This window comes from Enterococcus sp. AZ062, assembly GCF_051715065.1.
GTDB classification, from domain to species: domain Bacteria; phylum Bacillota; class Bacilli; order Lactobacillales; family Enterococcaceae; genus Enterococcus_B; species Enterococcus_B mundtii.
In genome coordinates, this window is the sequence record NZ_JBIOTB010000001.1 from 2934285 (window position 1) to 2949099 (window position 14815).

At 38.6% G+C, this 14815-nt stretch carries 17 protein-coding genes and 1 other RNA gene; 6 read left to right on the forward strand and 12 right to left on the reverse strand.

From position 1 onward, the window contains the following. Window position 1 precedes the first annotated feature (1 nt). Both IGJ00_RS13650 and IGJ00_RS13655 read right to left on the reverse strand, forming a co-directional pair. Window positions 2-490, reverse strand: a complete 489-nt coding sequence (locus tag IGJ00_RS13650; RefSeq protein WP_272018087.1) for a DUF3013 family protein — start codon at window positions 488-490, stop codon at window positions 2-4. After that, window positions 459-1127, reverse strand: coding sequence for a DNA-3-methyladenine glycosylase (locus IGJ00_RS13655; RefSeq protein WP_023520430.1), 669 nt, complete (start codon window positions 1125-1127; stop codon window positions 459-461). The genes IGJ00_RS13650 and IGJ00_RS13655 overlap by 32 nt, the downstream gene beginning before the upstream one ends. Window positions 1128-1332: 205 nt before the next feature. Here IGJ00_RS13655 and IGJ00_RS13660 point away from each other — a divergent pair, with 205 nt between their 5' ends. The 4 genes from IGJ00_RS13660 to IGJ00_RS13675 all read left to right on the forward strand — a co-directional run bounded on the left by IGJ00_RS13660 (window position 1333) and on the right by IGJ00_RS13675 (window position 3809). Next, a complete protein-coding gene (locus IGJ00_RS13660; protein ID WP_010734217.1) occupies window positions 1333-2613 on the forward strand; it encodes a replication-associated recombination protein A in 1281 nt (426 codons plus the stop codon). Window positions 2614-2690: 77 nt separating this feature from the next. Further along, window positions 2691-2885: non-coding RNA, 6S RNA (gene ssrS / locus IGJ00_RS13665), on the forward strand. A 91-nt stretch (window positions 2886-2976) separates the two neighbouring features. Continuing rightward, complete coding sequence (locus IGJ00_RS13670) at window positions 2977-3264, forward strand: hypothetical protein (protein WP_071867720.1); 288 nt, start codon at window positions 2977-2979, stop codon at window positions 3262-3264. Window positions 3265-3335: 71 nt separating this feature from the next. Further along, window positions 3336-3809: a universal stress protein gene (locus IGJ00_RS13675; protein ID WP_438844531.1), complete on the forward strand. Its 474-nt coding sequence runs from the start codon at window positions 3336-3338 to the stop codon at window positions 3807-3809. Window positions 3810-3857: 48 nt separating this feature from the next. Here IGJ00_RS13675 and IGJ00_RS13680 read toward each other — a convergent pair whose 3' ends face one another. Next, window positions 3858-5807: a sucrose-specific PTS transporter subunit IIBC gene (locus tag IGJ00_RS13680; RefSeq protein WP_071867719.1), complete on the reverse strand. Its 1950-nt coding sequence runs from the start codon at window positions 5805-5807 to the stop codon at window positions 3858-3860. A gap of 228 nt (window positions 5808-6035) precedes the next feature. On the opposite strand from IGJ00_RS13680, the gene IGJ00_RS13685 reads away from it, so the two are divergent. Together IGJ00_RS13685 and IGJ00_RS13690 are read left to right on the forward strand one after the other, a co-directional pair. Further along, the gene (locus tag IGJ00_RS13685; protein WP_438844532.1) at window positions 6036-7514 is read left to right on the forward strand and encodes a sucrose-6-phosphate hydrolase; all 1479 of its coding nucleotides are present in this window, start codon (window positions 6036-6038) and stop codon (window positions 7512-7514) included. Between the two features lie 12 nt (window positions 7515-7526). Continuing rightward, on the forward strand, window positions 7527-8510 hold the full coding sequence (locus IGJ00_RS13690) for a LacI family DNA-binding transcriptional regulator (RefSeq protein WP_071867717.1): 984 nt from the start codon (window positions 7527-7529) through the stop codon (window positions 8508-8510). Between the two features lie 235 nt (window positions 8511-8745). Here IGJ00_RS13690 and IGJ00_RS13695 read toward each other — a convergent pair whose 3' ends face one another. The 9 genes from IGJ00_RS13695 to comGA form a co-directional block, all read right to left on the reverse strand. Then, window positions 8746-9927 (reverse strand): acetate/propionate family kinase, encoded by a 1182-nt coding sequence (locus IGJ00_RS13695; protein ID WP_438844533.1) that lies wholly within the window; start codon window positions 9925-9927, stop codon window positions 8746-8748. A gap of 24 nt (window positions 9928-9951) precedes the next feature. Further along, a complete protein-coding gene (locus IGJ00_RS13700; protein ID WP_086335199.1) occupies window positions 9952-10959 on the reverse strand; it encodes a class I SAM-dependent methyltransferase in 1008 nt (335 codons plus the stop codon). Window positions 10960-11130: 171 nt separating this feature from the next. Further along, window positions 11131-11484 (reverse strand): competence type IV pilus minor pilin ComGG, encoded by a 354-nt coding sequence (gene comGG, locus IGJ00_RS13705; protein ID WP_086335200.1) that lies wholly within the window; start codon window positions 11482-11484, stop codon window positions 11131-11133. After that, window positions 11456-11881, reverse strand: coding sequence for a competence type IV pilus minor pilin ComGF (gene comGF, locus IGJ00_RS13710; protein ID WP_254905439.1), 426 nt, complete (start codon window positions 11879-11881; stop codon window positions 11456-11458). The genes comGG and comGF overlap by 29 nt, the downstream gene beginning before the upstream one ends. Next, window positions 11865-12098, reverse strand: coding sequence for a hypothetical protein (locus IGJ00_RS13715; protein WP_071867715.1), 234 nt, complete (start codon window positions 12096-12098; stop codon window positions 11865-11867). The genes comGF and IGJ00_RS13715 overlap by 17 nt, the downstream gene beginning before the upstream one ends. 58 nt (window positions 12099-12156) lie before the next feature. Then, complete coding sequence (gene comGD, locus IGJ00_RS13720; RefSeq protein WP_438844534.1) at window positions 12157-12624, reverse strand: competence type IV pilus minor pilin ComGD; 468 nt, start codon at window positions 12622-12624, stop codon at window positions 12157-12159. Continuing rightward, window positions 12605-12886 (reverse strand): competence type IV pilus major pilin ComGC, encoded by a 282-nt coding sequence (gene comGC / locus IGJ00_RS13725; protein ID WP_115358307.1) that lies wholly within the window; start codon window positions 12884-12886, stop codon window positions 12605-12607. The genes comGD and comGC overlap by 20 nt, the downstream gene beginning before the upstream one ends. Further along, the gene (comGB, locus tag IGJ00_RS13730) at window positions 12883-13932 is read right to left on the reverse strand and encodes a competence type IV pilus assembly protein ComGB (RefSeq protein WP_438844535.1); all 1050 of its coding nucleotides are present in this window, start codon (window positions 13930-13932) and stop codon (window positions 12883-12885) included. The genes comGC and comGB overlap by 4 nt, the downstream gene beginning before the upstream one ends. Further along, entirely contained in the window at window positions 13889-14815 is a 927-nt protein-coding gene (comGA, locus tag IGJ00_RS13735) for a competence type IV pilus ATPase ComGA (protein ID WP_086335201.1), read from the reverse strand. Before comGA ends, comGB begins: the two co-directional genes overlap by 44 nt.

A 14815-nucleotide genomic window follows, 5' to 3' on the forward strand; every position in this document is an offset into this window, starting at 1 on the left:
CTTAATAGCTGGGATAGGGTAGATATCCATCTTTTTCATTTTGTTGTTTTTCTTCGACTAAACGTGTGAACACATGGTTGTCCCATTTCAATTCAAAGACAGCTGTTTCGTCTTCTGCATCTAAAAAATCTAAAAGATCACTTTGACCTTGTGCTAATACATCATTCAAGTAGTCGATCAGTGCATCGGCTACAGAACTCGCTAACCCTTTCTTTCCTTCATAAGGGATCACTGCCAGATAATCTTGCTCATCAAATGTAGATTTTTCTGGGTTGAATAATAAGACACCATCTTCAAATTCAATGATTTCTTCTTCCGAGACAACACCTTGGGCATCATCTAATTCAAAATGTGCCTGATTTTCTGCAAATAAACGTACCACGATCTCAATCGTATGGTTTTTTGTGTCCCAATCTAACGCCACATCATAGTCTGTGATCTTCTTTTCAATGGCTGTATCAAGGTAATCCAATATTGTTGTTTTCTTCATTTTGTTTCCTCCAACCCCAGTCTTCATCGACTTGGTTCTTTTTTTGTAATGAAAGATACGGATTTCCAGCAACGACAAAACGCAATGGTTTTTCCGTCCATTCTCCTTTATTCGGTATACCGATTCTAGGCAACGCCAATATTTTTTTTGGTAGCCGTTTTTTCTCAAAAACCAAACGCAACGAGCTATCACGAATCGACTGTCCATATAAATCTGGTGATAGACCTAAGGCTGCCACTAATTTCCCCGGACCATTACTAATATCAGGACCCGCCTTCCCTTTGCGATTCAGGCTCATTTGCTCAATCCCTTCAACCGGCTCAATGGCCCGGATCATCACCCCTTGTGGTACTCCTTCGGGTTGTGTGATGATATTTAAGATCAAGTGGGTGTGCATTGTGTAGAGATAGATTGTTCCTGGTTCTTCATACATCGCACGCACTCGAGGCGTACGCCGCATACCATAACTGTGAGCAGCCAGATCTTCCGGACCTAAATAAGCTTCTGCATCTACGATATAGCCACCTAAGCGTCCATTTGGTGTTTCATATTCCAGATACATTCCTAGTAAATCTTTTGCCACTTCTGCCGTTGTTTTATTTAATAAAAGTTCATCTAATTGTTTTTGATTTGTCATTTGCTTCACCACCTTTATCATACACAATATTAGGCAAAGAAGCTATGAAAAAAGCGGGTCAGAAAGTTGGCGATTGCCATTGCTGAGCTAGAGAAACCTATTTCTAGCTTCTCGCCCTATTCTGACGATTCCTCCGCCTTTTGCGCCCTTTATCCTATGAGATATGTTATAATAAACGAACGAATAATCCAAAGGAGGCAGACTGATGCAACAACCATTAGCCTATCGGATGCGTCCGAAAAATATCGATGAAGTCGTTGGCCAACGCCATTTAGTTGGTGAAGGTAAAATCATTCGCCGCATGGTTGATGCAGAAATGTTATCTTCCATGATTTTATATGGACCACCCGGCACAGGAAAGACAAGTATCGCTAGTGCCATTGCTGGCTCAACTAATTTTGCCTTTCGGATGTTGAATGCCGCGACTGATTCTAAAAAAGATCTACAAGTTGTCGCCGAAGAAGCTAGAATGAGCGGTACTGTGATTCTTTTACTTGATGAAGTCCATCGATTAGATAAAACAAAGCAAGATTTTTTACTTCCGCATTTAGAAAACGGTCGTATCATCTTGATTGGGGCAACCACTGAAAATCCTTATATCACTATTAATCCAGCAATCCGTAGTCGGACACAGATTTTTGAGGTAAAACCTTTAGACGAAGAAGATATCCAATTAGCCATTCATCGTGCATTGTCCGATAAAGAAAATGGCTTAGGAGAATCATCCATCAAAATAGATGAAAATGCCTTGCTTCATTTATCTCGCGCCACTAACGGCGATTTGAGAAGCGCACTTAATGGCTTGGAACTTGCTGTACGTTCCACTAAAAAGCAAGAAGACGGCACAATTCATCTCACCCTTGCTATTATTGAAGAGTGTATCCAGCGAAAAGCATTGACGCATGATAAAAATGGGGATGCTCACTATGATGTGATCTCCGCCTTTCAAAAATCCATTCGTGGGAGCGACGTGGATGCTGCATTACACTACTTGGCACGTTTAGTCGAAGCTGGGGATTTAGCAAGTATTTGTCGTCGCTTGATGGTGATCGGTTACGAAGATATTGGGTTAGGCAACCCTGCTGCTGCGGCTCGAACAGTCAACGCTGTGCTAGCTGCCGAACGTTTAGGTTTACCAGAAGGACGTATCCCTTTAGCTGATGCAGTCGTCGATCTTTGCCTTTCACCCAAATCAAATTCTGCCTATACCGCATTAGATACAGCCATTGCAGACATAAGAGCAGGAAAAGCGGGCGAAGTTCCTGATCACTTAAAAGATAGCCATTATCAAGGTGCCAAGTCATTGAATCGAGGTGTAGACTATCAATATCCTCATAGCTACGAAAATGCTTGGGTCGATCAACAATATCTACCTGATAAACTGAAACATACACAGTATTATCAACCTAAAAATACTGGGAAGTACGAACAAGCCTTAGGACAGCAATATCAGCGCATTAAAGAATGGCAGAAAAAAACACAATAACTACCGTCATTGAAAGCGTTCAAAATTATTGAGCGCCCACATTGCTCTTTTTAAATCCATGTGCTACTATAGAAGTGGGAAATCTGTGATGTTCGAATTGTCCTCTTTGTGTGTTGACCGAACATTTTTATTGATATCTTGGGACCTGTCTTGTGTCACAGCTGGTAACATGCCTTATCATTTGGTAGTTCGATGCGACGACCATGGGACCCACCTGCTTGAATTCGCGGGATCAATACTACAGGACAAACAACGGCATTAACGGAGATTACCATTTTTTTACCTATTAAGAGGCAGTACCGATTTATCGGTGCTGCCTCTTTTATGGTATGATTGGTTTTAGAAAAAGTAGGAGTGGATACAATGATTCGTTTATTGATGGCGATTGCCGCCTTATTGCTATTATTTGTCAGTTATTACTTATTTAAAAAACAAACGATTTTTTTCGTTCTTATCGAACAGAATAAAAAGAATCAAGATTTTCTAAGTATTTTCGGTTCGATCTACGCGTTTTTAGGACTTCTAGGACTCGTTGTCGTAGCAATCAATCATCGGTTTTTTGCATTACTTTATTTAGTCATCGTAATCGTTGTTGCCTCTGTCTTCAGCATCGGTTTTGCCAAAAAAATGACGAAACCTGACAGTAAATAATTCTCATTTCTTTGAATTTGCTTTACAATAGAATTGTAAACCAAGTATCTTTTTTGAAGGAGTGAATGCTGATGTTACAACAATATAGAAAAATCATGGTTGCGGTCGACGGTTCTGAAGAAGCCGAATTAGCGTTTAAAAAAGCAGTAAACGTTGCTTTAAGAAATAACAGCGAGCTTTTATTAGCTCATGTCATTGACACACGATCTTTCCAAACTGTTTCATCCTTTGATGGCATGTTGGCAGAACAAGCAACAGAAATGGCCAAGCAAACACTAGCCGATTATGAGACGAAAGCTAAAAAAGCTGGATTACATCAAGTGACAACTGTGGTAGAATACGGTTCTCCAAAGCATATCATTGCTAAAGAAATCCCTGAAGACCATGAAGTGGACTTGATCCTTTTAGGTGCAACTGGACTCAACGCAGTCGAACGTCTATTTATCGGTTCTGTTTCAGAATACGTTATTCGCAATGCAGCATGTGATGTTCTAGTCGTACGTACAAACTTAGAAAATCAATTACCAAAAAAAGAAGATAAGTGATTATTTCATAAAAAGCATTGAGAAATTTTTATTTCTCAATGCTTTTTATTAGTTAGATTCTGTCTTTGAACGTAGCATGAGCAATCTTTCTTTGCTATCTACTGTGCCTTCTGTAACAGGAGTAATTGATTCATACGACAAAGAATTGGTAATAATCACCATTACCGTATCATCATAACCGGCCTGCTTGAGCTTTTGCTGATCAAATCTTCCCAACAGCTGGCCTTTCTTTACCTTATCTCCTACCTGAAATTCTGTCGAAAACCCTTGACCATTTAATTCAACTGTATCAATACCTATATGGATCAAAATTTCTCCACCAGCATCTGTTTTCAACCCATAGGCATGTTTCGATTCATAAACAACAGTCAGTTCACCATCGGCTGGAGCAAATAAAAGTCCTTCCGTTGGTCTGATTGCTATTCCTTTCCCCATCATCTCTTTAGAAAATACAGGATCTTCCACTGTCTGCAGTGATATCAGTTTACCAGAAACAGGAGCGACGATCACTTCTTCTATCACACGTTCCTCCTCTTTTGCAACACTCGGTACATCTGCTGTTTCCGGTTCTTCACTAGCAAGTAGGTATGCATGTTTTTTCCCATAAAGATATGTTGTAGTGAAACCAACGAGTAAACTGATCAGGATACCTATCATGAAAAAAGGAATCTGATTAGGCGTAATTGAAATAAAGCCGATGACGCTGGCGGGACCTAAAGCAATAGCAAGTACATGGAAAAAACCGATGAACATGGAGGAGATCCCGGCAGCAATCATTCCACAAATAAATGGAAACTTTAATTTTAGATTGACACCAAAAATTGCTGGCTCTGTAATTCCTAGTAAAGCAGAGATGCTAGCAGAAGTTGCTAAACTTTTTTGCTTTGTATTTTTAGTCAATAACATGATGGCAAGTGTTGCTGCACCCTGTCCAACGTTTGCCATTGAAGCAACTGGGAAAATAAATGTTCCTCCCGTTCGAGCCACATCAGCCAATAAAGATGTTTCAATTGCTGGAAAACTTTGATGAAGACCAGTGATCACGATTGGTGAATAGAACAAACCAAAAATCCCTAATCCGATTGCTCCAGTTGTTTGATACAACCAACTCAACCCTGCTGTTAAGCTGTCTCCGACTGCTTGCATCACTGGACCAACCACAACGAATGTCAAAAAACCTGTAATGATAATGGCTAACATCGGTGTAAATGTATAATCAAATGCATTAAGTAAACGTTTATGGAAGAATTTCTCTAAATTCGCCAAAATCCATGAAACAGCTAAAACTGGTAAGACCGATCCTTGGTAACCTGCTTGAGCAATGTTTAACCCAAAAATATTCCAATAAGGCATTGTTCCTTCTGCCACAGCATTTGCTACGCTGTACCCATTGACCAGCTCCGGCATCACCATCGCCATTGCCATTGCTGCTCCTAGATAAGGATTGCCACCAAATCTTCGCGTTGCTGAAAAACCTACTAGGATCGGGAGAAATGCAAATGGAGCAGAAGCCAGTAAATTAATAATGCTAGTCACATCTTTTAAATTAGGATACATCTCAATCACTGATTGTGGTCCGAATAGATCTTGTGCGGTCAAAACATTATTGATTGCCATCAATAACCCACCTGCGACTAAAGCAGGAACAATTGGTACGAATATATCAGACAGTACTTTGATCAAGGACATAAAAGGATTCTGTTTCTTCCCTGATTGTGCTACCGCTTTCAAATCGTCAGTCGATGCTTCTTTTGTACCGGTCAGCTGTATAAGTTCGTCGTAAACGTTATTCACATCACCTGCGCCTATAATGATTTGGAATTGATGGTTTGCTTCAAAGGTTCCTTTTACTTCATCAATGGCATCTAGTGCCTTTTGATTCACTTTCGCTTGATCTTTTAATACTAAACGCAAACGAGTTGCACAATGTGCGGCAGCTTGGATATTATTTTCCCCTAGTGCGTCATTGATTTCTTTTGCCACTTTTTTATAATCCACTTTTTGTCCCCCCTATATAATCTAAACATCAATTTTTTGTAACCGTTATCCTAGCTTGAGTATGCCACGACACTTCACAATTGTCAAACGTTTATCAAAAATAAAGCTTATCTTTTAAATTAAATAACCAGTAATAAAATAATACAAATAACAATAATGATATACGTTTGACATTAATGTTGGTTCGAGCTATTCTATAATAGAATACGTTTACAAGGAGTCGTACTTATGAATAATAATTTTAAATGGACACGTCAACTACGTTATCAAGCTTATCAGGCGTGGCCTCAAGAGTATCAAACACTGTTAAAGGAACAAGTAGCTCATTCTCCTTGGCGTTTGGATTACCACATTCAACCACCTTCTGGTTTGTTGAACGACCCAAATGGTTTTTCTTTTTTCAACGGCAAATGGCACTTATTTTACCAAGCTTATCCGATGGGCACTGTTCATGGGTTAAAATCTTGGTACCACTTGACTTCTAAGAATTTAGTCGATTGGCAAGAGGAAGGATTGAAACTTCTGCCCAGCACATCATATGATAGTCATGGCGTCTATTCCGGTTCAGCACTTCCGGTTAATGACAAATTATTTTTGGCCTATACAGGCAATGTCCGTGATGAAAATTGGACACGCACTTCGTATCAGTTGGGTGCATGGATGCAACCTAATGGCGAACTATCAAAATTAACCACCCCACTGATTTCTAAGCCACCTTACGGCTATACACAAGAATTTCGAGATCCTCAAGTGATTTTTTATAAAGACGAATATTTGTTATTGTTGGGTGCACAAAATCAAAATAAACAAGGAGAAATTTTAGTTTACCGTAGTTCCGATCTAGACACTTGGTCTTTCGCAGGTCCTTTACAATTTACGCAACAATCGATGGGATTTATGATCGAGTGTCCTAACTTAGTATTCATCGACGGAAAAGCGCTATTGCTTTTTTGTCCACAAGGCTTAGAACAGTCTAATCTGGAGTATCAAAATATATACCCGAATGCTTACATCATCGGAGAAGCCTATAACATCGAAACGAATCAACTTACCCAACCTTCAACCCTTAGAAATCTTGACGAAGGCTTTGATCTTTATGCTACTCAAGCATTCAACGCTCCTGATGGTCGTGCCTTAGCAGTTAGTTGGATCGGGTTGCCTGAAATCAGTTATCCGACTGATCCATTTGGCTGGGCTCATTGTCTAAGTATCGTCAAAGAGTTGACGATCGAAAATGGGACACTCCATCAACGTCCTGTAAAAGAAATGAGTCAATTACGGATTGATCCGCCATGTTCTTTGAATCAATCAGTCTCACAGATAAATACCGAGCAAAATCGCTACGAAATCAACTTAGAGTTTAAAGAAAATCAAAGTGGAAAAATTCATTTATGTAGTGATCCCATGGGAAATAACGGATTGATCCTCTCTTTCGATCGCAGGCATGGTAAAATGAAAATAGATCGTAGCTTATCAGGAGAAGTATTTGCAGAAGATTATGGTGTCACAAGAGAATTTACAATTTCACAAGAACCTTTGTCTTTACAAATCTTTGTTGATATTTCTGTAGTCGAAATCTTTATCAATGACGGTAAACAAACGGCTACTGCCCGAATTTTCCCTTCAAGCGAACAGACCACACTCTTGATCGAATGTGACCATGCCTTCTCAGGAACGCTTTGGAAGTTACGTAAAATGAATGAATAGAGGGTAAGTTAAATGGTTGTTAAATTAACCGATGTAGCCAAAAAGGCTGGAGTCTCACCAACCACTGTATCACGTGTCATCAATAACTACGGCTCATTGAGCCAAAAAACAATCGATAAAGTAAATCAAGCAATGAAAGAATTAAATTATCAACCCAATTCATTGGCTCGTTCTCTTCAAGGAAAAAACACCCAATTGATTGGCTTGATTTTTCCTACAGTTGCCAACCCTTTCTTTGGTGAATTAGTCGAACAATTAGAAAGTAAACTATTTGATTTAGGATACCGTTCAATATTATGCGATAGTGCAAACAATAAAGAAAAAGAACGAAACTACCTCAACATGCTAGCTGCAAACAAAGTAGATGGTATCCTTGCTGGAGCACATAATCTGGGTATCCAAGAATACGAAAATATTGAACTACCCATTGTCTCCTTCGACCGCTATTTAGCCGAAGGCATTCCAATTATCAGTAGTGACAATTTACGTGGTGGATACTTAGCTACCGAAAACCTTTATTTAAAAGGTGCCAGAAACATTGCCATCTTAACTGGCTCCCAAGAATCAAATTCACCGACCAATCAACGATTGAATGGATATTTGGCATTTATGGAAGAATTCCAGTTAGAGCCGCACGTGTTTCATTTTCATTCTACTGCCCGCTCAACTGCTTTAAAAAATTTAGAGATCAAACGGATTTTAGAAATGGAAACAATTGATGCTTTATTTTGTACAGACGATTTAACTGCTATTTTAGCCTATAATCTCTGTCAAGAGTTGCATATTAAAATTCCTGAAGAAATAAAAATCATCGGGTATGATGGAACAAAAATGATTCAAAATTATTTCCCACAGCTCTCGACCATCGCACAACCAATTACAGATATTGCTGACATCTTAGTCGACCTAATGCTCCAACGGATCCAGGATCCAGAGAAACCACTTGAATCCAACTATGTGTTACCAGTGAAATTGATTCAAGGAAGCACGACATGAAACAATCAGCGATTTGAATGAAAGTATATCTTCTATTTTCCTATTACTAGAAGATATACTTTTCTTAGGCGTTGCTTCTAGCTTCGTTCAGCTGATTTAAGTCAGGCAAAAAACCAAAAAGAGCTGGACAATGTCCAACTCTCTTTTTATAGAAACTTTATATTAATCCGGCTAATTTCTTAGCGTCATCCAAATCACGCGGACAAACATCCATTACTTCTTTATTTGAAGCAACTTAACGCAAGCGTTCTACATCACGTGCAATCATTAATTCTTCATCTGTTGGGATGACTAATACTTTGACTTTTGAGTCTTTTGTTGAGATGTCTAACTCTTCACCACGTAATTTGTTCAATTCTGGATCGATCTCACAACCAAACCATGTCATACCTTTGATCACTTCGTTACGCACATGACCATCGTTTTCTCCGATACCCGCAGTAAATACGATTGCGTCAACGCCGTTCATTGTTGTTACATAGCCACCGATATATTTACGGATACGGTCAACAAATACATCATAAGCCAAACGGATCTCTTCTTTATCGTAATTGTTTTCAAGGTCACGCATATCACTAGATAGATTTGTTAACCCTAAAAGACCAGATTTTTTGTTTAAGATATCAACCATTTCATTGATATCGATCGATAATTTTTCCATTAGATAAGGTAAGATCGCTGGATCGATATCACCAGAACGAGTACCCATCGTTACACCAGCTAATGGCGTGAAGCCCATTGATGTATCAACAGATTTACCACCGTCAACAGCAGTAATCGAAGCACCATTTCCTAAATGACAAGTAATGATTTTTAAGTCTTCGATCGGCTTACCTAACATGTCTGCCGCACGTTCAGAAACATAACGGTGACTTGTTCCGTGGAACCCATATTTTCTCACTTTAAAATCTTTGTAGTAAGCGATTGGTAAGCTGTACAAGTAATTGTGTTTCGGCATAGTCGCATGGAAAGACGTATCAAAGACAGCTACACTTTGGATATCTGGCAAAATTTTCTTAAATGCTTTGATTCCCATTAAGTTGGCAGGATTATGCAATGGTGCAAATTCTGCTAATTCTTGGATGCGTGCCATTACTTCTTCATCGATGACTACAGAGTCACCATAAGTTTCTCCACCGTGAACGACACGATGTCCGACACCTGTGATTTCATCATATGCGCCTAAAATATTTAATTCGATCAATTGATCCAATAACATTTTTACAGCAACTTCATGATCATCAATATCTAAGATTTGTTCAAATTTTTGGCCTTCACCATACTTGATTGTAAAAATTGAATCATTTAATCCAATTCTTTCAACGATTCCTTTAGCGACTACAGTTTCTTCTGGCATTTGGTATAACTGCCATTTTAAACTTGAACTTCCAGCATTGATTGCAATTGTTTTTGACATGTTACTCTCCTTTTTGGTAAATAGTTATAAGGAAGCTGATTTCCAGTTTTTAAATTCGTTAAAAAACTTCGTCACCTTCTCTGGTTCTTTTAGTGAATCAAGTTTAACAAGCAGTACTTCTTTGGTTTGTTTTGCTTGTTCGCCTTTTTTCTGTAAAATCAAAATACTTTTTTGTGATTGCTTATTTCGGAACAACTCATCCGGCAATTGGATCATACCTTGAAGATAGCCTTCTTCTTTAAACCATTTTTTAATGTACTCGCTTTGCTCTGTCTCCAAGAAATTGCTTGGCATCAAGAACAAACCGAAACCATCTGGCTTGACGTATTTCATTGCCTGTTCCAATAAAAGATGATGAGCATAACTGTGACCTTCTGTCGCGCTTGTCAAAAAGTCTTGCGCTTTTTGATCATTCGGATAAAATCCGATTGGCAAGTCACTGATCGCGACATCAACTGGTTCGATCAATAAGTCTTGTAATCCATCTTGGTGAAAGTATTGAACACTCGCTTGCGTCAACTCACTTGTAGAAGCCGCAACAGACAGTAGTGTATCATCGATATCCACACCAAAACCTTCTGTATGGTATCCAGCAATGTTTAGGTTTAAAAGAACTGTTAATAACAAATTGCCCATTCCTGCTGAAATATCCAAGACACCGATTTTTTCTTTATGATCAGGAAATAGTTGTTCAATCAAGAAAACAAACAAGAAACCAATACTATCTGGTGTCAATTGATGGTTTGCTTGTAAGTGCTCGGTTTGACTTCCCTTTAACAAAAGTAACTGCGATAAACGACGCCACTCTTCCGGTTCAAATGATAATTCACTCAGTTTTTGATAAAGCTCTGAGATCTGTTGGGTTGTCTTTTCATTTGGTACACCATCTACTACACGTACTTGATAGTTGTCTCTTAAATTTTCGGCATTTTCAACATAAGCTTCTAAAAAAGAAGTTCCCAATGCGTTTTGTAAAAGCTGAATAGCTTCCAGGTTTTGCTCAAACCCTTGTTCCATTTTTTCTGGTAACATCGTGCGCCTCATTTCTAGATATATTATAACAATTATTTTACCTGTTTAATTCTAACGAACAATCGCTAAAATTTCAATCGTTTTCATCCTTTTTCTTTGTGAAATAGCGAACATTCAACGCCTTCAAAACAGCTGTATTACAGAAAAGAACGGTTATTGCTTTGGAACCTCTTAATCTGTAGTATTATCTGTATCAATGACTCGCTCTGTAAATTCAAATCGGAAAGGTGAAACAGTTATTACTAGCACCACTAGGTCCTGTTTGACTGTATACTGGACCGTGCCTACATTGTAATCATACTCCCCTTTGCCTTGCTCTTCCAACTGATTGGATTCCATCATAAACATTTGCTTGATGATCTTTGCTTGGTAATATTTTTTGATGCGTAAATAACTGTCTATTTTCAGACGATAACTTTCAAGTAAGCCTTGCATGAAGAATATACACAATAGAAAAAGTGCCAAGGTCGAAAACAACACATTCCCTTTTAAACGCTTATGTTTTTTGCTTTGTCCAAATACCATACTTGTTATCTCCATTCATAAATTCGACATGCAGTAAAATCACTTGATCTTCTTCTTTGAATTGGACACGCGTAACACCTGTCAGCATAGGCTGATGACCACCAGTAGTTCCACGTTTTCTGATCATTTGCTGATAGCCTTCTATGACGAACGTTTTCTCGTTTTGATAATATAAGCGATTCTCAATGATCGAAATACGTTGACTTGAAGCAAGTTCGTTTTCGAATTGAGCTAAGAAAATCAACCATTCTGTTTGTTCGTCTTTTTGAAAAAATGTATTCATCTTTTCGCTTTGTCGAATGAAGAGACCAAATGATAAAAGAATCGTATTTAGAATAAGTAACGCAATCAAACATTCAATCATTGTAAAAGCAGATACTTTATTTTTTCCGTTCAATGACGATCACTTCATTTCCATCACTGATTGAAACTTTCTTTATTTGCTGACTTTGCGTATCGATTACTGTAGTTCCCTGCTCCCACTCCGCTGGTCTTGTCGGCAACTCTCCATACCTACGATAGTTTCTCACGTCTTCATACAATGTCCTCAACAGAAGAATTTCTCGGTCTTTGGTTTGTTCTTGTTGGACCAAGAATAAATTACCAGAACTCATAATATAAATACTCATGGCTGTGATCATTAGCGCGGTTAGCGATTCAAGCAATACAAAGCTAGCTTGATTGGATTCTTTTGATATAACGACCACCTCCTAGTTGGAATTGGTAAATGATTCTTTGTTTCTTTTCTGGCCAATAAAATTCATATGCCTTCAACGAGCTTTCGTTCCCTGTCTTCGCTGCATAAGTAATCGGTGCATGACGTTGGATGGTCAAAGCTTCAGGGATCGGCAACTCTTGCCACTCCATTGATGAGTAAGGAGGCACCTCAAATAAAAGACTATGGCGTTTTGGATCATAATAAAAACGAGTAGCTTGTTGATGGATAATCGCACTTTGTTGTACGAGATCGATCCTTTTTTCCAACTGATCAAAAAAACGATGGATCGATTGTTCTTTTTCTAAAGAATGGAATGAGAGGACAGGAAAGATAAAGAAAAAAAGGGAAAAAATCAAGACAGTGATTGTTTCTGCTAAAGTGTAAGCTTCGATGAGGTATTTGTTAGTTCTTGCGATACGCATCGGCATGTTCCTGTTTGATATATCCTTCTCGTAACAGCTCATCAATACTTGGAATTTTCCCGTCGTTTTGTAATGCGTAAAGTTCACTTTGAGCATCAATCAGTTGCATGACTGCTTCACGACCTTCCTTATTGACATGATCACGATAACGAGAAATATTTGGGATAAATAGTAAAACCAACGCACTAATGACGAGTAAGACAATCAACATTTCAATCAGTGTAAAACCTTTTAGACGAGTCATTCTTTTTCTATTCTTCATATTAGGACCTCCTCAATATTTCCATATACTGGCAACAAGATAGCCGCATAAATCAGTAAAATCAATACAGCAATCCCTAAGAAAAGGACTGGTTGGACCCAGTGCAACCAACGATGGATCTTTTGAAAAAATTCTTTACGTGTCAGATCACTGTAAAACAACAATTCTTTGCCTAAATTCCCTTTAGCTTCTCCTTGTAGTACGATTTGACTAAACTCGGTCGTCAAAAAACGGTATTGCTCAAATTGTTGCGCTAAAGGAATACCTAGTTCGAGCCCTTCCATTAATTGATACGCTAAAGACTGGACCAAACTTCCTTCTTTAGTTTCTTTCAAACAGCGAATAATTTGTTTCAAGTCGAGGCCTTCATAAAATAGTTTGCCTATTTCTAGCGCTAGATAAGCTGATTGATAGGAACGATAGATCTTTCCAATCATCCATTGCTTACTGATCCACTCACTTCTTTTGACAACTTCCCACTTTTTCAAGCGAAAAAAAATCACTGAACCACAAAAAATACTACTACCAAAGGCACCTAAGAATAGCCAATGACTTGATTGAAGCAGTCGAATCCCCCAATGTGTCGTGGTGACCATATCGGTCTGAAGCAATTGTGGCAAGACGAACTCACGTAGACTAACTAAAATGCCGACTAAAAAGACCAACAATACCAGTGGATAACTGATGACCTTTTTTAATTCTTTCCGAAATTGTTCAATCAATCGAAATTGTTCAGCGATGCCCTTTAAAGTTTCGACTAAATTTCCATGGACTTCTGCCAGTTCCACCTGTACGAGTTGCTCTTGCTTAAACCCCAATTGCTGAAGAACAAAATGAAAAGATTCGCCAGCTTGAAGATTTCTTTTGGCGAAATGGACATAAACTTGTGGTATCAGTCGAAGCAATTCCAATAAATCAATCGCTTGCTGTAAACTAAAGCCATTCAAGAGTAATTCACCGATCGTTTGGATAAAACGAGCTTGTTGCGTATGATCCATAGGTTTAAAATGGATAGGATTGCCAAACATTTTTTTGTGCCTCTTCATAACTAGCTCTCCATTCTTTTCTTTCGATTTCATTGTCAGAAAAACAATAAGACCACAATGCGGTTGGTTGTTCATTGAAATCAGGCAGCAACTCTTGATAGACAATGCCGGACAAACATTCGTCAAATCCATCGTTGTTCGTTAGTTCCTTCATCCTTGCCAAGGTTCCCTTGAGATCTCGTGCATGGACCGTAGCAAATACACGATGGCCCGTCAATGCTGCTCGAATTGCTGCATCTGCTGTCTTTTTATCTCTGATTTCACCGACAATCAATAAATCAGGACGATGACGTAAGGCTAGTTTTAATAGCTGATCATAAGTCTGGTCAATTTTTTCATTGACTTGTAACTGTAAAAACAATGGCTCCTCAATTTCTACTGGGTCTTCGATCGTGATTACTTGTTCTTCATTCCTACGAGCAAGGTGATACATCAATGACGTTTTACCAGAGCCGACCGGCCCACTAAACAAAAATAATCCACGGTTGTTCGTACTCCGCTCAATAACTTGCAAGTCTTTGGGGACAAAACAGCGAAAACTTTTCTCCCTCAACGCATAGAGTATCCGGATAACCAAGCTCTCTCTTTGTAAATAATCACCTACTGATGAGAGTCTTAGCCTTATCTTTCGTTGATCCACTAAATAAGTCAGTGAGCCTAGTTGTGCTTTTCTTCTTTCACCGATATCCATTTGTCCTAGGTACTTAAAACTAGCGATCAATTGTTGGCCAATCTCAAGGGAGATCGATTTTTGGAATGTTCGTCTTTTACCTGTACGAAAATAAACCTTAAAATCTTCTACATATGGCAAAATATAGATATCTTGCACTTTATTTTTAGCTCCTCCACAAATGATCTCATTAGCTAAATCTTTTATCTTCAT